Origin of the sequence: Micromonospora sp. WMMC264 (assembly GCF_027497275.1) — a bacterium.
GTDB lineage: Bacteria > Actinomycetota > Actinomycetes > Mycobacteriales > Micromonosporaceae > Micromonospora > Micromonospora chalcea.
The window spans coordinates 2,680,348-2,699,059 of record NZ_CP114907.1; the positions used below are offsets into that span (position 1 = coordinate 2,680,348).

At 72.4% G+C, this 18,712-nt stretch carries 18 protein-coding genes; 13 read left to right on the top strand and 5 right to left on the bottom strand.

The annotated features are described in order from the left end of the window. The first annotated feature begins 186 nt into the window (after window positions 1-186). The 4 genes from O7542_RS11430 to O7542_RS11445 all read left to right on the top strand — a co-directional run bounded on the left by O7542_RS11430 (window position 187) and on the right by O7542_RS11445 (window position 5,699). Complete coding sequence (locus O7542_RS11430; RefSeq protein ID WP_281606198.1) at window positions 187-1,101, top strand: PD-(D/E)XK nuclease family protein; 915 nt, start codon at window positions 187-189, stop codon at window positions 1,099-1,101. Window positions 1,102-1,440: 339 nt separating this feature from the next. Then, window positions 1,441-2,124 carry a response regulator transcription factor gene (locus O7542_RS11435; protein ID WP_064446104.1) on the top strand — a complete coding sequence of 228 codons (684 nt, stop codon included), beginning with the start codon at window positions 1,441-1,443 and terminating at the stop codon, window positions 2,122-2,124. A 261-nt stretch (window positions 2,125-2,385) separates the two neighbouring features. After that, window positions 2,386-3,150 carry an ABC transporter ATP-binding protein gene (locus tag O7542_RS11440; RefSeq protein ID WP_104112477.1) on the top strand — a complete coding sequence of 255 codons (765 nt, stop codon included), beginning with the start codon at window positions 2,386-2,388 and terminating at the stop codon, window positions 3,148-3,150. Continuing rightward, complete coding sequence (locus O7542_RS11445; RefSeq protein ID WP_064446105.1) at window positions 3,150-5,699, top strand: ABC transporter permease; 2,550 nt, start codon at window positions 3,150-3,152, stop codon at window positions 5,697-5,699. The genes O7542_RS11440 and O7542_RS11445 overlap by 1 nt, the downstream gene beginning before the upstream one ends. A 52-nt stretch (window positions 5,700-5,751) precedes the next feature. On the opposite strand, the gene O7542_RS11450 is transcribed toward O7542_RS11445, so the two are convergent. Further along, on the bottom strand, window positions 5,752-6,390 hold the full coding sequence (locus O7542_RS11450; protein ID WP_064446106.1) for an HAD family phosphatase: 639 nt from the start codon (window positions 6,388-6,390) through the stop codon (window positions 5,752-5,754). Between the two features lie 115 nt (window positions 6,391-6,505). Continuing rightward, window positions 6,506-7,246, bottom strand: a complete 741-nt coding sequence (locus tag O7542_RS11455) for a neutral zinc metallopeptidase (protein ID WP_187693785.1) — start codon at window positions 7,244-7,246, stop codon at window positions 6,506-6,508. Between the two features lie 165 nt (window positions 7,247-7,411). Here O7542_RS11455 and O7542_RS11460 point away from each other — a divergent pair, with 165 nt between their 5' ends. Then, on the top strand, window positions 7,412-7,777 hold the full coding sequence (locus O7542_RS11460; protein WP_281606199.1) for a hypothetical protein: 366 nt from the start codon (window positions 7,412-7,414) through the stop codon (window positions 7,775-7,777). A gap of 9 nt (window positions 7,778-7,786) precedes the next feature. Here the strand turns inward: O7542_RS11460 and O7542_RS11465 are convergent, their stop codons facing one another. Beyond that, on the bottom strand, window positions 7,787-7,966 hold the full coding sequence (locus O7542_RS11465; protein WP_043324402.1) for a hypothetical protein: 180 nt from the start codon (window positions 7,964-7,966) through the stop codon (window positions 7,787-7,789). Between O7542_RS11465 and O7542_RS11470 the strand changes: the two genes are divergently transcribed. The 6 genes from O7542_RS11470 to O7542_RS11495 all read left to right on the top strand — a co-directional run bounded on the left by O7542_RS11470 (window position 7,965) and on the right by O7542_RS11495 (window position 11,340). After that, window positions 7,965-8,144, top strand: coding sequence for a hypothetical protein (locus tag O7542_RS11470; RefSeq protein ID WP_147265157.1), 180 nt, complete (start codon window positions 7,965-7,967; stop codon window positions 8,142-8,144). The genes O7542_RS11465 and O7542_RS11470 overlap by 2 nt on opposite strands. Window positions 8,145-8,223: 79 nt before the next feature. Further along, on the top strand, window positions 8,224-8,559 hold the full coding sequence (locus tag O7542_RS11475; protein WP_043324404.1) for a YnfA family protein: 336 nt from the start codon (window positions 8,224-8,226) through the stop codon (window positions 8,557-8,559). Window positions 8,560-8,634: 75 nt separating this feature from the next. Next, window positions 8,635-9,633 (top strand): RNA polymerase subunit sigma-70, encoded by a 999-nt coding sequence (locus O7542_RS11480; protein ID WP_281606200.1) that lies wholly within the window; start codon window positions 8,635-8,637, stop codon window positions 9,631-9,633. Between the two features lie 5 nt (window positions 9,634-9,638). Continuing rightward, window positions 9,639-10,319, top strand: a complete 681-nt coding sequence (locus O7542_RS11485) for a DUF6069 family protein (RefSeq protein WP_281606201.1) — start codon at window positions 9,639-9,641, stop codon at window positions 10,317-10,319. A gap of 146 nt (window positions 10,320-10,465) precedes the next feature. Further along, window positions 10,466-10,867 carry a hypothetical protein gene (locus tag O7542_RS11490; RefSeq protein WP_166456056.1) on the top strand — a complete coding sequence of 134 codons (402 nt, stop codon included), beginning with the start codon at window positions 10,466-10,468 and terminating at the stop codon, window positions 10,865-10,867. Between the two features lie 71 nt (window positions 10,868-10,938). Further along, on the top strand, window positions 10,939-11,340 hold the full coding sequence (locus tag O7542_RS11495) for a hypothetical protein (RefSeq protein ID WP_064446112.1): 402 nt from the start codon (window positions 10,939-10,941) through the stop codon (window positions 11,338-11,340). Between the two features lie 141 nt (window positions 11,341-11,481). Here the strand turns inward: O7542_RS11495 and metH are convergent, their stop codons facing one another. Beyond that, complete coding sequence (gene metH / locus O7542_RS11500; RefSeq protein ID WP_174535564.1) at window positions 11,482-14,997, bottom strand: methionine synthase; 3,516 nt, start codon at window positions 14,995-14,997, stop codon at window positions 11,482-11,484. 241 nt (window positions 14,998-15,238) lie between these two features. Here metH and O7542_RS11505 point away from each other — a divergent pair, with 241 nt between their 5' ends. Both O7542_RS11505 and O7542_RS11510 read left to right on the top strand, forming a co-directional pair. Then, complete coding sequence (locus O7542_RS11505; RefSeq protein ID WP_030504102.1) at window positions 15,239-16,108, top strand: PAC2 family protein; 870 nt, start codon at window positions 15,239-15,241, stop codon at window positions 16,106-16,108. Window positions 16,109-16,223: 115 nt separating this feature from the next. Further along, window positions 16,224-17,015 carry a GntR family transcriptional regulator gene (locus tag O7542_RS11510; protein WP_064446114.1) on the top strand — a complete coding sequence of 264 codons (792 nt, stop codon included), beginning with the start codon at window positions 16,224-16,226 and terminating at the stop codon, window positions 17,013-17,015. Between the two features lie 422 nt (window positions 17,016-17,437). Here O7542_RS11510 and mshC read toward each other — a convergent pair whose 3' ends face one another. After that, complete coding sequence (gene mshC / locus O7542_RS11515; RefSeq protein ID WP_113973719.1) at window positions 17,438-18,676, bottom strand: cysteine--1-D-myo-inosityl 2-amino-2-deoxy-alpha-D-glucopyranoside ligase; 1,239 nt, start codon at window positions 18,674-18,676, stop codon at window positions 17,438-17,440. Window positions 18,677-18,712 lie beyond the last annotated feature (36 nt).

Here is an 18,712-nt window from a genome sequence, read left to right on the forward strand (position 1 = left end):
AGCGGCACCCCGAGCACCCGGCCGAGGCTGAGCCCCGGCCGGCGGGGTCCTCGGCTCCGCTGCTGCACCGGCTCGATGCTACGTGAGCGTGCGCGGCGGGCCGCCGCGGTCACTGAGAGGGAGATCCGATCATGCTCCGGTGCGGCGACGGTGGCGGTGTCACAGGCGTGGCCTAACCTTCCGGGCATGACGGCGGAACCGATGATCGACAGCCACGGCGACCAGACGGCACCGGCGCCGGTCACGGTGCGGGCGTCGCTGTCGCCGTCCCGGGCGGCCGACTTCAAGACCTGCCCGCTGCTCTACCGGTTCCGCAGCATCGACCGGCTGCCCGAGCGGCCGACTGTCGAGCAGGCCCGGGGCACGCTCGTGCACGCCGTGCTGGAGCGGCTGTTCGACCTTCCGGCCGCCGCCCGCACCCCGGAGTCGGCCGGCGATCTGGTCGCTCCCCAGTGGGACCGGCTGGTCACCGAGGAGCCGGAGCTGGCCACGCTGTTCGCCGACGGCGACACCGCCGGTCCGCAGGAGTTCCTCCGGTCGGCGACGGCGCTGCTGGACGGCTACTTCGCGGTGGAGGACCCGCGCCGGCTGGAGCCGGCCGAGCGCGAGGCGCTGATCTCCGCGGTGGTGGACGACGAACTGCTCATCCGGGGTTATCTCGACCGGCTCGACGTGGCGCCCGACGGCGCGCTGCGAGTGGTCGACTACAAGACCGGCGGCGCGCCGCGCGAGGCGTTCGAGGCGCGGGCGCTGTTCCAGCTCAAGTTCTACGCCCTGGTGCTGTGGCGTACCCGGGGCGTGGTGCCGCGGGTGCTGCGCCTGCTCTACCTCAAGGACGCCGAGGTCTGCGACTACGCCCCCGACGCCGACGAGCTGGTGCGCTTCGAGCGCACAGTGGTGGCGCTGTGGCGGGCGATCGAGCAGGCCACCGCCCGGCAGGACTTCCGGCCCCGCCCGAGCCGCCTGTGCGACTGGTGCAGCCACCAGGCGCTGTGCCCGAGCTACGGCGGCACGCCGCCGCCGTTCCCGGCGGCCGCCGCCGCGCCCGACCCGCTGGTGGACGCCCGCTCCCGCCCGGTGGCGCCCGGCGCCGACGAGTAACCTCCGGCCCCAGCCGTCGAGTATTCGGCGCTGGCCGCAGGGCGCCCGGGCTGACGCCTGGCCGGACCGCCCCGGACCGGCGGGCCATTCCGCGCATGACCGGCGCGCAGACCGCCCGCTATCCCGCGCGGACCCAGGACGCAGAGCGCCTGCGATCCCGCGCGGGCCTGAGCGCGCGGAGCCCGGCCAACCTGCGGGATCGGGGCGGCCTGATCGGCGACCGCGCGACCGGTGACCTCTACGGTGGTTACCGCGGCCCGGCTCACGCCGGGCGGATCGCGCGCGTGCCGGCGCCGACGGGTCCCGGCCGGACCGCCGCCCGGACGACGAGGGGGACGCATGACCGACGGCGCCGTGTCCCGGCCGGTGCGGGTTCTGCTCGCCGACGACCAGCCGCTGCTGCGTACCGGATTCCGGATGGTGCTGGGCGCGGAGGACGACCTGGACGTGGTGGGTGAGGCCGGCGACGGCGCGGAGGCGGTGGACCTGGCGCGGCGGCTGCTGCCCGACGTGGTGCTGATGGACATCCGGATGCCGCGGATGGACGGGGTGACCGCGACGCGCGCGATCGTGTCCGCGCGGCTACCGGTGCGGGTGCTGGTGCTCACCACGTTCGAGCAGGACGAACACGTCGTCGGGGCGCTGCGGGCCGGCGCCAGCGGGTTCCTGACCAAGGATGTGCCGGCTGAGGACCTGGTCGCGGCGATCCGCACGGTGGCGGCCGGGGACGCGGCGATGTCTCCGCGCATCCTGCGCCGGCTGCTGGACCGCTTCGCCGAGCTGCTGCCCGATCCGGCCGCCGCGCCGGCGCGGGCGCTGGACCCGCTGACCGACCGGGAGCGGGAGGTGCTCACCCACATGGCGCGCGGTCTGTCCAACGCGGAGATCGCCCGGGTGCTGTCGGTCAGCGAGACGACTGTGAAAACCCATGTCGGGCACGTGCTGACGAAGCTACGGTTGCGCGACCGGGTCCAGGCGGTCGTGCTCGCGTACGAGACGGGTCTGGTTCGTCCGGGGCGGTGAGGTGGCGCGGGTCACCTACCGTGACCAGCGGCGGGGCTGATGTGTTGACCATCACGCCGGGTGAGGCTCTAGCGTCGGCGTCGCCTGCCGGTCAGGGGTCACCCTGAGCCCGGATGGGGGTCGACCCTCACCGGAAGATCGGCACGGATTCCACCCCAGGTCGGAGGGCTTTCGGGCTCGCGACCCCGAGGATGGATTCCGCCGCACCGACCAGCGGGGGCGGTGCGGCATTGAGAACGACAGACGGAAGAGGTACATGACGTGACCGCGACGGTAGGCCAAGAGCAGGCCGCGGCCCGGGCGAACGATGTGTGGAAGGTGTACGGCAGCGGCGAGGCGCAGGTCGCCGCGCTGCGGGGGGTGAGCGCCGAGTTCGAGCGCGGCCGGTTCACCGCGATCATGGGGCCGTCGGGTTCCGGGAAGTCCACACTGATGCACTGCCTCGCGGGTCTGGACACGGTGACCAAGGGCACCGTGATGATCGGCGACACCACTGTGACCGGTCTCAACGACGCCGGTCTGACGAAGCTGCGCCGGGACAAGGTCGGCTTCATCTTCCAGCAGTTCAACCTGCTGCCGACGCTCACCGCGCAGGAGAACATCCTGCTGCCGCTGTCGATCGCCGGGCGCAAGCCCGACCCGGCCTGGTACGACGTCGTGATCGACACGGTCGGCCTGCGGGACCGGCTCGGGCACCGCCCGGCGCAGCTCTCCGGTGGCCAGCAGCAGCGCGTGGCGTGCGCCCGGGCGCTCGTGGCCCGCCCCGAGGTGATCTTCGCGGACGAGCCGACCGGCAACCTGGACTCCCGCTCCGGCGCCGAGGTGCTGAAGTTCCTGCGCAACTCGGTACGCGAGCACGGCCAGACCATCGTCATGGTCACGCACGACCCGACCGCCGCCGCGTACGCCGACCGGGTGGTCTTCCTCGCCGACGGGCAGATCGTCTCGGAGTTGATCGAGCCGACCGCCGAGACGGTGCTGGACACGATGAAGAAGCTGGACGCCCCGGTCGAGGTGGGCAACTGATGCTGCGGGCAACGCTCAAGAGCCTGCTGGCGCGCAAGCTGCGCCTGCTGCTGTCCGGGCTGGCGGTGGTGCTCGGCGTCATGTTCGTCTCCGGCGCGTTCGTGCTCACCGACACGCTCGGGCGTTCCTTCGACGCGGTCTTTGCCGACGCGTACGCCGAGGTCGACGTGAGCGTCGAGGCCAAGCCGAAGATCGACGTCTCCACGGCGGAGGGGATGCCGCTGAGCACCCCGATGCCGGCGTCGGTGCTGGACCGGGTCAAGGCGGTGCCCGGTGTCGCCGACGCCGAGGGCGTGGTGGCCGCCGAGGGCGCCCGGATGATCGGCAGCAACGGCAAGGTGGTCACCTCGTTCGGCCCGCCGCAGCTGGGCCAGAACTGGCTCGGTGAGAGCGACCTGCTGGAGCTGCGCGAGGGCCGCGGCCCGCAGGCCGACGACGAGATCGTGATCAACGCCGCGCTGGCCGAGGCGGGCAAGGTCAAGGTCGGCGACCGGGTCGGCGTGCTGACCCTCGCCCCGAAGAAGGAGTTCACGCTCGTCGGCGTGTTCGGCTACAGCGGCGGCCGGGACTCGATCGGTGGCGCGAACGAGGTCTACTTCACGACCCCGGTGGCGCAGCAGCTGATGCTGGGCAAGCCGGACGTGTTCAGCAACATCAGCGTCCAGGCCGCCGACGGCACCACGCCGGCCGCGCTGCGCGACGAGCTGGCCCGCACGCTGGGCGCCGACTACCAGGTCAAGACCGGCGAGCAGCTCGCCGCCGACGCCTCGGCCGGCCTCAAGGAAGGGCTGTCGTTCTTCAACAAGATCCTCCTCGGGTTCGCCGCGGTGGCGCTGCTGGTCGGCACGTTCCTGATCCTCAACACGTTCTCGATCATCGTGGCGCAGCGCACCCGTGAGCTGGCCCTGATGCGCGCGATCGGGGCCAGCGGCAAGCAGGTCATCGGCTCGGTGGTGCTGGAGGCGCTCGCGGTCGGCCTGATCGCCTCGGTGCTGGGGCTCGCCGCCGGCATCGGCGTGGGCGCGCTGCTGGCGTACCTGTTCGGTCAGCTCGCCGGGGGTCTCACCCTGGCCGGGCTGGGCGTGCCCGCCTCGGCGGTGATCGGCGCGTTCGCGGTCGGCATGCTCATCACTGTGGTCGCCGCGCTGCTGCCCGCGCTGCGCGCCTCGCGCATCCCGCCGATCGCCGCGATGCAGGACGTCGCCACGCCGGACCGGCCGCTGACCAAGGTCACCATCGGCGGTGCCGTGGTCACCGGCATCGGCGCGGTGCTGCTGTTCCTCGGTCTCGGCGGGCACGCCGGCGACAGCACCCTGGCGACCATCCTCGGCGGCGTGCTGTTCGCGTTCATCGGGGTGGCGCTGCTGACCCCGATCATCAGCCGGCCGGTGGTCTCGCTGCTCGGCGCGATGTTCTCCTGGTCGGTGCCGGGCAAGCTGGGCCGGCTCAACTCGGGCCGCAACCCGCGCCGTACCGCGATCACGGCCGCCGCGCTGATGGTGGGCATCGCCCTGGTCACCGGCGTGACGGTGATCCTGGACTCGGCCAAGGGCAGCATCGGCGCGCTGGCCGAGGACACCATCAAGGCGGAGCTGGTGATCTCCGGGTCCACGTCCGGGCCGCGTCCGGCGAGCTTCGACCCGGCGGTCCTGGAGAAGGCCGCGGCGATCCCGGGCGTGCAGATGGTCGACGGTGAGTACGGCGACATGGCAGTGGTCGGCGGCGAGCGGACCTGGGTGGCCGTGTCGAGCAACGTGGCCGCGCTGCAGCAGATCTTCGGGGCGAAGGCCGCCGCCGGTGACATCAGCAAGCTGGCGCCGGACCAGATGCTGGTCAGCTCGGACACCGCGAAGGCACGCAACCTCAGCGTCGGTTCGACGGTGCCGGTGCAGCTGTCCCGTGGCGACGCCCGCACCTACACGGTCAGCGGCATCTACGAGAGTTCACAGCTGACCAACCCGGTGACGCTGCCGCCGCAGGCAACGGCGGACTTCGCCATCCCGCAGCCGATCCAGGGTTTCCTGCAGCTCGCCCCCGGCACGTCGGTGGACGCGGTGCAGCCGCAGATCGAGCGGCTGCTGGCGGACAGCCCCGAGGTGTCGGTGGCCGACCGGGCCGGGTTCATCGAGCAGCAGACCGGTCAGCTGGACTCCCTGCTCCAGATGATCCAGATCCTGCTGGCGCTGGCCATCGTGATCGCGGTGCTGGGCATCATCAACACGCTCGCGCTGTCGGTGCTGGAACGCACCCGGGAGCTGGGTCTGCTGCGGGCGATCGGCCTGCGTCGCGCCCAGACCATGCGCATGATCACGGTCGAGGCGGTGGTGATCTCGATCTTCGGCGCGCTGCTCGGCGTGGTGGTCGGCACCGGTCTCGGCGCGGCGGTGGTGGAGGCGCTCAAGGACGAGGGCATCACCGACCTGATCCTGCCGTGGGGTCAGATGGTGACGTTCCTGATCCTGGCCGCGATCATCGGCGTGGTCGCGGCGGTGCTGCCGGCGATCCGCGCCGCGCGGATCAACGTCCTGGGCGCCATCGCCCACGACTGACGTGAAAGGAAGGGCCCCTTCTTAACGCCTCGTGCATAAGAAGGGGCCCTTCCTAACGGTTGAGCAGCGCCGCGAGCAGCTCCAGGTCCGCCCCGAGCAGGCTCTCCATCTGGTGTACGCCGTCGGCGGGCGCCAGCGGCACCTCGGCCGGAACGGCCAGCACCGCCGCACCGGCTGCCAGCGCGCTCGCCACTCCGGTCGGTGAGTCCTCGATCGCCACGCACCGCTCGACCGGTACGCCCAGCAGACGCGCGGCGGTCAGGTACGGCTCCGGGTGCGGCTTGGCCGCGTCCACCTCGTCGCCGCAGACCACCGCGTCGAAGCTGTCCCGGCCCAGCGTGTCCAGGGCCACCTCGACCAGGGACCGGCCGCTGGAGGTGACCAGCGCGGTGGGGATGCCGGCGTCGCGTACCGCCCGCAGCAGCGCCAGCGCGCCCGGACGCCACTGCAGCCCGGTGCGGAACAGCTCCAGGATCCGGGCGCTGATCCAGTCGGCGCTTTCCTGCACGTCCCGCTCCGGCTGGCCCAGGTCGTCGTGCACGATCCGCATCGCGTCGGCCATCCCGGTGCCGACGATCGCGCGGCGGGCGTCGTCGGACAGGACACCGCCGTACACGGCGGCCAGTTCCTGCAACGCGACGTCCCACAGTTTCTCGCTGTCGACCAGGGTGCCGTCCATGTCGAAGAGCACGGCGGCGGGGTGCTTGCTGCTCAGCGGGGGCCTCCTTCGATACGGGTACCCCGCCGATCCTGCCAGCCGCGCCGGGCCCGCCCGTCACCGTCCCCGCCCCTGGTGACCCGCGGCATCACCCGAGACCGCACGCGCCCAGCGACTTCTCGTATCCCCGGAAGAACGAATCGCTGCGCTGCTCGGCGGTGCCGTGCGAGCCCTCGGCGAACCACGGCTGGTCGGGGTCGTCGCCGACCGCCAGCAGCCCTTCCCGGAACTCCTCCAGGTCGCCGTCCTCCAGCTCCAGCACCCCGGCGCGCACGCTGTCCCCGAGGTACGCCCCGGCCATGCAGTCGGCCTGCAGCTCCTGCTGGATGGTGAAGTTGTAGCGGATGCCGAGCCGCACCTGCATGCCGTGGGCGTACTCGTGGCCGAGCAGGTAGAACAGGAACGCGTCGCCGATCTGCCGGAACGCCGCCACCGACCAGTTCACGTCGTAGGCGATGAAGTCGCCGGCCGAGCAGTACACGGCGTTGTTGCGGGGCAGCGCCTGCCCGGCGCAGGCCACCTCGCCCTCCCGGCTGTAGGGCACCACCCGCCGGATCGGGGTGAAACGCTGACCGGAGGCGCGGAACTGCTGCGCCCAGTACCGTTCGGCCAGCCGGACCGCGTCCTCGATGTCCTGCTTGAATTCGGCGACGCTGGTGGTGCCGTCCGCCCGGGTGGTCTGCGACTCGGGCTGCGCGCTGCGCGGGGGTACGGGCTGCTGCGGCTCGCCCTGGTCGACGCCGCCGGCCATGCAGCCGGCCGCGACCAGCGCGGCCACCACCAGCCCGGCGATCGGCCCGCGCCCCTGACGTCCCGCCCTGTCCCCCACCATGACCTCCCGGTTTTCGTACCCGTGTCCCGCAGCAGTACCCCCGGCGGACGCCGGTGATGCTCACCGGCTCACACGCACGGCCGCCGGGAAACGTTCACCAGGCGACGGCCTCCCGGGCGCCCGCGCCGGTCACGCTGGATCGGCCCGGGTACCGTCGCCGGGATGGAGCCGCACCCGTCGTACGCCGGAATTGTCTACTGGCGACGTAGCCTCTGGAACGGCCTGCGGTGCGTGCCGGTGCTGATGACCCTCGACGAGGGCTGGCTGCGGGCCGGCGACCGGCACGGCGCGGAGGTGTTCGCCGCGCCCGTCGGGCAGGTCGAGGCCCGGGGAACGATCTTCGGCACGATGCTGCTCACCGTCGGCGGCCACCGGTACGCCCTGGTCGGCGTGGGCGCCACCGTCTCACCGTCACCGAGCAGGGAACAACTGCGGCGGCTGGACGAGCTCACCGCCCGCGCCGAGCCGGTGCCCGACCTCGCGTCCTGGTGGGAGACGCTGGCGCGGGCCGGCGTGACGGTGCGCTGAGCGGCGTGGTCAGTCCAGGCCGCGCATGATGTGCGGTTCGCCGTCGTCGTCGCCGAAGCAGCGGTGCAGCACCTGGGCACGCGCCCACAGGTCCAGGCTGCTCGGTGGTCCGACCGGCCCGGTGCCGGCGGGCGCGCTCAGCACGGGAGCCGGGTCCGGCGGGACCTGCGACGTCACCTCGTCGGTCATGTCCGCCCCTTTCGTCGTACCCATGCTCGCCCTCGGGCGTTTCCGCCACGTCAACGCCGACGGCGGGGGCGTGGACGCGCCGCCTGGTCCGGCGTCGGCCCGTACTCCGGTGACGGTAGTCCGCCGGGCCGCCGAGCACAGCCGTATTCCCGACGTCGCCGCAGGTGGCGGCCGGTGATCACGCCTGCGGACCGGGCGGGCCGCAGGTGTCGCCGCGCCGGGCGTCGCGACCCTCGCGCCCGGCTACGGTCTGACGCATGACTGTCGTCCGGTCCATCCTGCTGTTCCTGCTCGCCGCGCTCGCCGAGATCGGCGGCGCCTGGCTGGTGTGGCAGGGCTGGCGGGAGAACCGCGGCCTGCTCTGGATCGCCGCCGGGGTGATCGCGCTCGGCGCCTACGGATTCGTCGCCACGTTCCAGCCGGACCCGAACTTCGGCCGCATCCTCGCCGCCTACGGCGGCGTGTTCGTCGCCGGGTCGCTCGCCTGGGGCATGGTCGTCGACAAGTTTCGGCCCGACCGCTACGACCTCGCCGGCGCGGCCATCTGCCTGGTCGGCGTCGCGATCATCATGTACGCGCCGCGCACGAGCTGACGGCGCGGTGATGAGTTTTCCCGCCCGTTCCCGTCACACAGACGACGGGACACGACGACGCGGGAGGATGACGTGATGGGTGCGGAGCCACGGCGGGCGGAGCTGGGCGTACGCGATCTGGGTGAGGTCGACGAGCCGGCGTTCGCCGGGCTGGCGCAGCGGCACCGGCGGGAGCTGCACGTGCACTGCTACCGGATGCTCGGATCGTTCGAGGACGCCGAGGACACCGTCCAGGAGACGTTCCTGCGCGCCTGGCGGCGGCGCGAGACGTTCGCCGGCCGCTCCACGTTCCGGGCCTGGCTGTACCGCATCGCCACGAACGCCTGCCTGGACCTGCTGGCCAAGTGCCGTCCCGAGCCGGCGACCGGCGGCGAGGTGCGGTGGCTGCAGCCCTACCCGGACCGGCTGCTCGACGAGCTGCCCGCGACCGGCGCGGACGAGCCGGAAGCCGTCGCGGTGGCGCGGGAGACGATCGAGCTGGCGTACCTGGTCGCGGTGCAGCACCTCGCGCCACGCCCGCGTGCCGTGCTGATCCTGCGCGACGTGCTCGGCTGGCCGGCCAAGGACGTCGCGGAGCTGCTCGGCGACTCGGTCAACTCGGTGAACAGCGCGTTGCAGCGCGCCCGCGCCGGCATGCGGGAACACCTGCCCGCGCAGCGGCAGGACTGGACCGGCGACGAGGCGGACACCCGGACCCGCGAGCTGGTACGCCGCTTCACCGACGCCGCCGTCGCCAAGGACGTCGCCGCTCTCGCCGCCATGCTGCGCGACGACGTGCGCTGCTCGATGCCTCCCACCCCGGGGCTGCAGATCGGCCGGGACGCGGTGGTCGCCGACTGGGTCGCGGACGGCTTCGAGAGCCTGGGCAGCATGCGGGCCGTGCCCACCGCCGTGAACCGGCAGCCCGCCGTCGCGTTCTACCTGTGGCAGGAGAGCGACGGCGCGTACCTGCCGCTCACCGTCGACGCCCTGCGCGTCACCGGCGGGGCGATCACCGAGATCGTCACGTTCCACGCCGACCAGTTCCCGCGCCTCGGGCTGCCCGAGCGCCTGCCGGCCGACCGTACCCCGTAGTGCCGGTGCGGACGCTCGCGCTGCCCGGCGGCGCGCGCGTCGCGGTGGTCGCAGCCCAGTGGCAGCACGCGTACGGCGTGGTCACGCGCGGACGGGTGCAGCTGGAGCTGCGCGACGGCGCGCCCGGGCCGGTCCTGCGCCGCGACGCCGGTTTCTGGCTGCGCGACACCGGAGTACGCGCGCTGCGCAACCCCGGCCGCCGTACCGCGACGGTGCGGATCCTGACCCCCGACTTCTGGAGGAGCGACATGATCAGCAGCACCGACACCGGCGTGGGCTCTCGCCGTTCGCACAGCTTCCGGCGGCTCGCCGTCACCGGCGTCGTCGCCACACTCGTCGCGATGACTGCAACCACGCTCGGCGCGGCGCTCGCGCGGGCCGCCGGCGTCGACTTCGCGATCCCGGACGGCGGTGACGAGGCCATCCCGCTCGGCGGATTCACCGTGGTGACCGGCTTCTTCTCGCTCGTCGGGGTCGTCATCGCCGCCGTACTGCTGCGGTTCAGCGCGCGTCCCGCGTCGCGGTTCGTGTGGACGGCGGTGGCGCTGACCGCGCTGTCGCTGGCGCCGCCGTTCCTCGTCGGGGCCGCCGCCACGACGAGCGTCACGCTGGTCGCTCTGCACCTGCTCGCGGCGGCGGTGATGATCCCCGCCCTGACGCGAAGCCTGGGCGCGAGGACCGACTGACACTCCGCTCCCGGTGAGTGGGCCGGGCCACAAAACATTCTCGATTCGCAGGGTTCGATCGAAGACGTGCGGGCACTCCGATATGGACCGAACGCCGGGCACCGCCAGTCGGCGCCCGGCGCCACGTTCGACCGAGAGGTGACACCATGACCTTCCGCGCCAGGCTCGTCGGAGCCGCACTCGCCGGGACGCTCGCCGCCGGTGCATCGACACTGGCTGGGGCCTCCGCGGCCAGCGCGCAGGCCGAACCCTGCGTTCAGCGCATCGCCGTGGTGAACAACGCCGCCTTCGTGATGTCCTTCAGCGTTCAGGCGAGCAACGGCCTGGAGACGGCGAACACCGACAACTACCCGATCAACCAGTCGCGGACGATCGATCTCACCACCACCGCGCTGCCGGTCGGCGCCGACGTCCGCCCGGTGGTCGACGCGGTGGCCGGCGCGACGCGGACCCCGAGCAGCTTCGTGTCGTACTGCGAGAACGGGCAGACCGCCACGTACTCGGTGACCGGGACGACGTACGACTACTCGGTCACGCTGATCGGCTGACCGGCACGTCGACGCTTCGGGGCGTCCGCCGTCGCGGCGGGCGCCCCGCGCTCGTCCGCTACGGTGACCGGGTGCCCGTACCCCGGCTGATTCCCATCGCGCACGAGCCCGGCCACCGGACGGACACGATCGGCCGCTACGACGAAGGGCTGTTCCTCGCCTCGGCGTGGGACCACCACGCGTACGTGCACCTCTTCGACCACCACGGGACGTACCGGAGCTCGACCATCACGCGGGTTCCGGATCGAGGCGCGCTGAGCGAGGCACTCGACGGGCTGCTCGCGAGCCTGCCCGGCAGGTCGTACGGCGACATCGCCGTACAACTGTTCCAGACCCGTCAGGACGGCGTCGTGTTCGGTCTGGTCGACGAGTCCGGCGACCGGGCGGGCGACGGCAGCCACGTCGACTGGGTCGAGCTGTATCCGGATCGCCTAGGGTTCCACGAGCCGTGGGACGGCCTCTACGACACGTGACGGCACACCGACCACATGAGTAAGGGCGGCGTTGTTCCGCCGGTTCGAGGCTGCATGGTCACGGTTCGGCACCGTTGGTCCACCTCTAACGGCTGGAGCTTGCCGTAGGCGCTCCACCGGAGGTCAGAGCGCCTACGGCGATCACTTGGCGTTGAAGTAGTTCGCCTCCGGGTGGTGCACCACGATCGCGTCGGTGGCCTGTTCCGGCACCAACTGGAACTCCTCGGACAACTGCACCCCGATCCGCTCCGCGCCCAGCAGCTCCACGATCTTCGCCCGGTCCTCCAGGTCCGGGCAGGCCGGGTAGCCGAACGCGTACCGGCAGCCCCGGTAGTCGGTGCGCAGCAGACCCGCCAGGTCGGCTGGGTCGTCGTCGGCCACGGTGCCGCCGCCGGGCAGCACCAGCTCGGCGCGGATCCGCCGGTGCCAGTACTCCGCGAGGGCCTCGGTGAGCTGCACCGACAGGCCGTGCACCTCCAGGTAGTCGCGGTACTCGTTGCCGGCGAACATCTTCGCCGTGTACTCGCTGATCGGCTGCCCCACGGTGACCAGCTGCAACGCCACCACGTCGAGCTGGTCGCCCTTGGGCCGGAAGAAGTCGGCCAGGCACAGCCGCCGCTCCTGCCGCTGCCGGGGGAAGGAGAACCGGGCCCGCTCGCTGTGCCCGTTCTCGTCCAACACCACCAGGTCGTTGCCCTCGGAGTACGCCGGGAAGTAGCCGTACACCACGGCCGCCTCCAGCACCTGGTCGGAGATCAGGCGGTCCAGCCAGTACCGCAGCCGGGGCCGGCCCTCGGTCTCGACCAGTTCCTCGTACGACGGGCCCTTGCCGCCGCGTGCGCCGCGCAGTCCCCACTGGCCCAGGAACGTGGCCCGCTCGTCCAGCAGCGCCGCGTAGTCGGCCAGCGGCACGCCCTTGACCACGCGGGTGCCGAAGAACGGCGGCTTCGGCACCGCCACGTCCACCGCCACGTCGGAGCGCACCGAGGCGTCGTCCAGTTCGGGCAGTGCCTCGCGCACCTGCGCCCGCTGCCGCTCGCGGCGTTCCCGGCGGGCCGCCAGCGCCGCCTCGCGCTCCGGGTCGATCACCGGCGCGCCGCCGCGCTTGGCCGCCATCACGCGGTCCATCAGGGACAGCCCTTCGAACGCGTCGCGGGCGTAGTGCACCTGACCCGGGTAGATCGAGCGCAGGTCGTCCTCCACGTACGCGCGGGTCAGCGCCGCACCGCCGAGCAGCACCGGCCAGCGCTCGGCCACGCCGCGGGAGGCCATCTCGGCCAGGTTCTCCTTCATGATGACGGTGCTCTTGACCAGCAGGCCGGACATGCCGATCGCGTCGGCGCGGTGTTCCTCGGCCGCGTCGAGGATCGCGTTGATCGGCTGCTTGATGCCGATGTTGACCACGTCGTAGCCGTTGTTGGACAGGATGATGTCGACCAGGTTCTTGCCGATGTCGTGCACGTCGCCCTTGACGGTGGCGAGCACGATCCGGCCCTTGCCGTCGTCATCGGTCTTCTCCATGTGCGGCTCCAGGTACGCCACCGCGGTCTTCATCACCTCGGCGGACTGGAGCACGAACGGCAACTGCATCTGGCCGGAGCCGAACAGCTCGCCGACCACCTTCATGCCGTCCAGCAGCAGGTCGTTGATGATGGACAGCGGCGTACGCCCCTGCGCCATCGCCGTGTCCAGGTCGGCCTCCAGGCCGTTGCGCTCACCGTCGATGATCCGCCGCTTGAGCCGCTCGTCCAGCGGCAGCGCGGCCAGTTCCTCGGCCCGGGTGGCGCGCGCCGACGCCGCGTCCACGCCCTCGAACGCCTCGATGAACCGCTGCACCGGGTCGTAGCCCTCGCGGCGCCGGTCGTACACCAGGTCGAGCGCCACCTCGCGCTGCTCGTCCGGGATCCGCGACATCGGCAGGATCTTGCTGGCGTGCACGATCGCCGAGGTCAGCCCGGCCTGCGCGCACTCGTGCAGGAACACCGAGTTGAGCACCTGCCGGGCCGCCGGGTTGAGGCCGAACGAGACGTTGGAGATGCCGGCGGTGAAGTTGACGCCCGGATAACGGGCCGCGATCTCCCGGATCGCCTCGATCGTCTCGATGCCGTCGCGGCGGGTCTCCTCCTGCCCGGTGGCGATCGGGAACGTCAGCGCGTCGATGAGGATGTCCTCCCGGCGCATCCCCCACCGGCCGGTCAGGTCGTCGATCAGCCGGGAGGCCACCCGTACCTTCCACTCGCGGGTGCGGGCCTGGCCCTCCTCGTCGATGAGCAGCGCCACGACGGCGGCGCCGTGCTCCTTGACCACCGGCATGACCCGCGCGTAGCGGGAGTCGGGGCCGTCGCCGTCCTCGAAGTTGACCGAGTTGACCACGCACCGGCCGCCGAGCATCTCCAGGCCGGCCTCGATCACCGCCGGTTCGGTGGAGTCCAGCACGATCGGCAGCGTCGACGCGGTGGCGAACCGGCCGGCCAGCTCCCGCATGTCCTGCGTGCCGTCGCGGCCCACGTAGTCGACGCAGAGGTCGAGCAGGTGCGAGCCGTCCCGGGCCTGGCTGCGGGCGACCTCCACGCAGGCCTGCCAGTCCCCGGCGAGCATGGACTCGCGGAACGCCTTCGAGCCGTTGGCGTTGGTCCGCTCCCCCACCATCAGGATGCTGGCGTCCTGGGCGAACGGCACGTGGTGGTAGATCGAGGAGACGCCGGCCTCCGGTTTCGGCTCCCGCGCCACCGGCGCCCGCCCGCCGAGGCGCTCCACCAGCACCCGGATGTGCTCCGGGGTGGTGCCGCAGCAGCCGCCGATCAGGCCCACGCCGTAGTCGGTGACGAACCGCTCCAGCGCGTCGGCCAGCTCGTCCGGGCTGAGCGGGAAGTACGCCCCGTCGGCCGTGAGCACCGGCAGGCCCGCGTTCGGCATCACCGAGATCGGGATACGCGAGTGCTGCGCCAGGTAGCGCAGGTGCTCGCCCATCTCCGCCGGGCCGGTCGAGCAGTTGAGCCCGATCAGGTCGACGCCGAGCGGCTCGATCGCGGTCAGCGCCGCGCCGATCTCGCTGCCCAGCAGCATCGTGCCGGTGGTCTCCACCGCCACCTGACAGATGATCGGCACGTCCCGGCCCGCCTCGGCGCGGGCCCGCTTCGACCCGACCACCGCCGCCTTGACCTGGAGCAGGTCCTGGCAGGTCTCGATGATCAGCGCGTCCGCCCCGCCGGCGATCAGGCCGGCGGCGTTCTCCTGGTACGCGTCGCGCAGCGAGGCGTAGCTCGCGTGCCCGAGCGTGGGCAGCTTGGTGCCCGGACCCATCGAGCCGAGCACGAACCGGGGGTGCTCCGGCGTCGCGTACTCGTCGGCGGCCTCCCGCGCGATCCGCGCGCCCGCCTCGGACAGCTCCCGGATGCGGCCGGGGATGCCGTACTCGGCGAGGTTGGGCAGGTTCGCGCCGAACGTGTTGGTCTCCACGCAGTCCGCGCCGGCGGCCAGATAGGCGTCGTGCACCCCGCGGACCACGTCCGGCCGGGTCACGTTGAGGATCTCGTTGCAGCCTTCGAGGCCGTCGAAGTCGTCAAGGGTGAGATCGGCGGCCTGGAGCATCGTCCCCATCGCGCCGTCCGCGATCAGGATCCGATCGGCCAGCAGGTCACGCAACGAAATAGGCACATGGCCCAGGTTAGTGCGCCCGAGTACGCCAGACTCACCCGAACCGGGCCTTCCCACATACTGCCCGGCCGACCGGCGTACGCCTTTGCGCCGGTTCGCCCGGGTGGTCACCCTCGGCGACCGGCGCGGCCGACGGGCCGGCCCCGTCGGCGGCACGTAGGCTGGCGGACGTGAAGGACAACAGGGGTGCGACAGTGCGACGGGGCGACGCCGCGCCCGACGAGCAGGGTGAGGTGACGGCGTGACCGAGTTCGACGGGCTGCCGGTACTGCGCTCGCCGGTCGCCATCGCGGCCTTCGAGGGCTGGAACGACGCCGCCGACGCCTCCACCGCCGCCGTGGAACACCTGGAGCAGGTCTGGCAGGCCCGGCAGGTGACGGAGCTGGACCCGGAGGACTTCTACGACTTCCAGGTCAGCCGTCCGACGATCACCATGGCCGACGGGGAGACCCGGCGCGTCGAGTGGCCCACCACGCGGTTCATGGTGGCCAGCCCGGAGGGCACCGAACGGGACGTGGTGCTGATCCGGGGCATCGAGCCGAGCATGCGCTGGCGGACGTTCTGCGAGCAGGTGCTGGAGATCTGCCACAGCCTGGAGGTCGAGCGGGTGGTGCTGCTCGGCGCGCTGCTGGCCGACGTGCCGTACACCCGGCCGCTGCCGATCAGCGGCAGCGCGTCGGACGCCGACGCCGCCAAGCGCTACCAGCTCACCCCCACCCGGTACGACGGGCCGACCGGCATCGTCGGCGTGCTGCACGACGCCTGTACCCGCGCCGAGGTCGACGCGGTGTCGTTCTGGGTGCACGTGCCGCACTACGCCAACAACCCGCCCTGCCCGAAGGCCACGCTGGCGCTGCTGCACCGGGTCGAGGAGGTGCTCGACCTGCCGGTGCCGATGGCCGACCTGGCCGAGGAGGCCGCCGAGTGGGAGCAGCGGGTGCGCAGCGCCGCCGAGCAGGACGCGGAACTCGGCGAGTACGTGCGTGAGCTGGAGGAACGGGTCGGCGACGCCGGCATCACCCCGTTGACCGGGGACGAGATCGCCCAGGAGTTCGAGAAGTACCTGCGTCGCCGCGGCGGTTCTGCCGGGCCGACAGCGGGTTCCTGGTAGCCGTTTCCCGTCGAAGCCGGGTCCCCCTGCCGGGGCCCGGCTTCTGCGTGTCCGGGGTGGCGCGGTCACACCCTCTAGGGCATCCTAGGAACCTAGCTGTTCTGAGGAGGCCCGGATGCAGATCAACCCCGGCGCGGCCGAGTTCCCGCACCGGCAGATCGCCGCGCAGCTCAAGGCCCAGGTGCGCCGCGGCGACTGGGGTCCCGGCGAGCGGCTGCCGTCCATCCCGGCCATCGCCGAGATGTTCGGCGTGGCGAAGCAGACCGTGCAGCGCGCCGTCGACCAGCTGCGGGTCGAGGGCATCCTGATCACCAAACCCGGCTCCGGTACGTACGTCCGGGGCACCCGGCGCCGCCTCAACCGCCTGTCCCGGGGCCGGTACGGCGGCTTTCGCGGCTACCACACCGACCTGGCCGCCCGGTACCGCCAGCAACTCGTCTCGGTCGGCCGCTCCCCCGCCCCGGCCGAGGTGGCCGACGCGTTCGGCGTCGCCGACGGCACCGAACTGCTCTGCCGCCGGCACCTGGTACGCACCGACGACTCCCCGGTCGAGGTCGGCGCGTCCTGGTTCCTGCCCGCCGACACCGCCGGCACGTCACTGGAGCGGGCCGAGGCGTTCGGCCGCCCGCTCTACCAGGAGGCCGAGGAGGTCACCGGCCGGCGGTACGTCACCGCCACCGACACGATCAGCGCGCGCCAGCCCAGCCGGGAGGAGGCGGAGATCCTCCAGATCCGCCCGGACACGCCGGTGCTGCACCTGCTGCACGTGGCGTACGACGAGCGGCGCAAGCCGATCGAGGTCGCGCAGGCGACCTGGCCCGGCCCGATGACCACGCTCACCGAGGAGTACAGGATCCCCGCCCCGGCTCCCGACCAGGACCCCGACCCCGGACTGGTCCTGGGCTGACCGCTTTGCCCCCGCCCCGGCGATCTTGCACTTTCCGCCCCGGCAGACGGCGCATTTCCGACGCTCCAGGGGCCGCGAGTGCAAGATCGCCGAGGCGTGCCGGCGGGGCCGGCGCACACATGCTCCCGGAACGGCCACGCCCGGGCGGAGCCCCCCGGGTCGCGTCGTGCCGGGTGGAACACCGTGGGTGTCAAACCGCCCTCGAGACACCCGTCACGTTCCACCCGCCCGCCGAGCGACGCGATCTTGCGGTTTCGGACCCCGCGAACTGGGGCGAAACGGCGAAAACGCGGGCCGCAAGTGCAAGATCGGCGAGGCGAGGCGGGAGCGAGGCGAGGCGGGAGCGGCGCGAGGACGAGGCGCGGCGCGGGGGCGGGGACGGGTGAGCGAGGGACGGGTGCGCGGGCGGCCGGGTGGAACGGCTACAGGGCGATGCCCAGGAGCGCGTCGACCGTGTCGGTGAACAGCGCCGGGGCTTCCGGGTCGTCCGTGACGCCGTTCAACGCTCCGTCGGCCCAACGGTCAGCCGCCGCCAGAGCGCCCGGCGTGTCCAGATCGTCGGCCAGGCGCTCGCGTACCTCGGCCAGCAACGCCGCCCCCGACGGCCCGGCCGGCGCGGCGGCGGCCCGCCGCCAGCGGCCCAGCCGCTCCCGCGCCTCGGTGAGCAGATCGTCGGTCCAGGAGCGGTCGGTGCGGTAGTGGCCGCTCATCAGCGCCAGCCGCACCGCCATCGGGTCGACCTTGTCGGCCCGCAGCCGGGACACGAAGACCAGGTTGCCCTGGGACTTCGACATCTTCTCGCCGTCCAGGCCGATCATGCCGGCGTGTACGTAGTGGTCGGCGAACGGCGCCTCGCCGGTGAGCCGCTCGGCGTGCGCGGCGGAGCATTCGTGGTGCGGGAAGATCAGGTCGTTGCCGCCGCCCTGCACGTCGATCCGGTCGCCGAGCAGGTTCAACGCGATGACCGTGCACTCGATGTGCCAGCCGGGGCGGCCCGCGCCCAGTTCGCCGCCGGGCCAGGACGGCTCGCCCTCGCGGGCGCCGCGCCACAGCAGCGGGTCGAGCGGGTCGCGCTTGCCGGCGCGCTCCGGGTCGCCGCCGCGCTCGGCGAACAGTTCGAGCATCTCCTCGCGGGACAGGTTCGACTCGTAGCCGAAGCGCGGGGCGGCGGAGATGTCGAAGTAGACGTCGCCGGTGCCGTCGTCGAGCCGGTACGCGGCACCGTCCTTGAGCAGCACCAGCACCTTCTCGGCGATCTCCGGGATCGACTCGACAGCGCCGACGTAGTGCGCCGGCGGGATCATCCGCAGCGCCTCCATGTCCTCGCGGAACAGCGCGGTCTCCCGCATGGCCAGGACCTTCCAGTCCTCGCCGTCGCGCTCGGCGCGTTCCAGCAGCGGGTCGTCGATGTCGGTGACGTTCTGCACGTACCGCACGTCGAGGCCGGCGTCGCGCCACATCCGCTGCACCAGATCGAACGCGATCATGGTGGCGGCGTGCCCCAGGTGCGTGGCGTCGTACGGGGTGATGCCGCAGACATACATCGAGGCCGCGCCCTCGGGCCGGCTGGGATGGGCGCCCTGCCGCGCCGAGTCGTACAACCGCAGCGGCACGCCCTCGCCGGGCAGCCGCGGCACCTCGTGTCCCGCCCAAGACTCCATGACCGCCAGCCTAACGATCCGTCAGACGCTCAGGTG

Excerpts from the sequence above, each read along its gene's own strand:
- O7542_RS11490 (WP_166456056.1), top strand. The coding sequence starts at position 10,466 with ATGACCTTCCGCGCCAGGCTCGTCGGAGCCGCACTCGCCGGGACGCTC.
- O7542_RS11470 (WP_147265157.1), top strand. The coding sequence starts at position 7,965 with ATGTCCGCCCCTTTCGTCGTACCCATGCTCGCCCTCGGGCGTTTCCGC.
- O7542_RS11430 (WP_281606198.1), top strand. The coding sequence starts at position 187 with ATGACGGCGGAACCGATGATCGACAGCCACGGCGACCAGACGGCACCG.
- O7542_RS11465 (WP_043324402.1), bottom strand. The coding sequence starts at position 7,966 with ATGACCGACGAGGTGACGTCGCAGGTCCCGCCGGACCCGGCTCCCGTG.
- O7542_RS11435 (WP_064446104.1), top strand. The coding sequence starts at position 1,441 with ATGACCGACGGCGCCGTGTCCCGGCCGGTGCGGGTTCTGCTCGCCGAC.
- O7542_RS11480 (WP_281606200.1), top strand. The coding sequence starts at position 8,635 with ATGGGTGCGGAGCCACGGCGGGCGGAGCTGGGCGTACGCGATCTGGGT.
- O7542_RS11475 (WP_043324404.1), top strand. The coding sequence starts at position 8,224 with ATGACTGTCGTCCGGTCCATCCTGCTGTTCCTGCTCGCCGCGCTCGCC.
- O7542_RS11510 (WP_064446114.1), top strand. The coding sequence starts at position 16,224 with ATGCAGATCAACCCCGGCGCGGCCGAGTTCCCGCACCGGCAGATCGCC.
- O7542_RS11460 (WP_281606199.1), top strand. The coding sequence starts at position 7,412 with ATGGAGCCGCACCCGTCGTACGCCGGAATTGTCTACTGGCGACGTAGC.
- mshC (WP_113973719.1), bottom strand. The coding sequence starts at position 18,676 with ATGGAGTCTTGGGCGGGACACGAGGTGCCGCGGCTGCCCGGCGAGGGC.
- O7542_RS11445 (WP_064446105.1), top strand. The coding sequence starts at position 3,150 with ATGCTGCGGGCAACGCTCAAGAGCCTGCTGGCGCGCAAGCTGCGCCTG.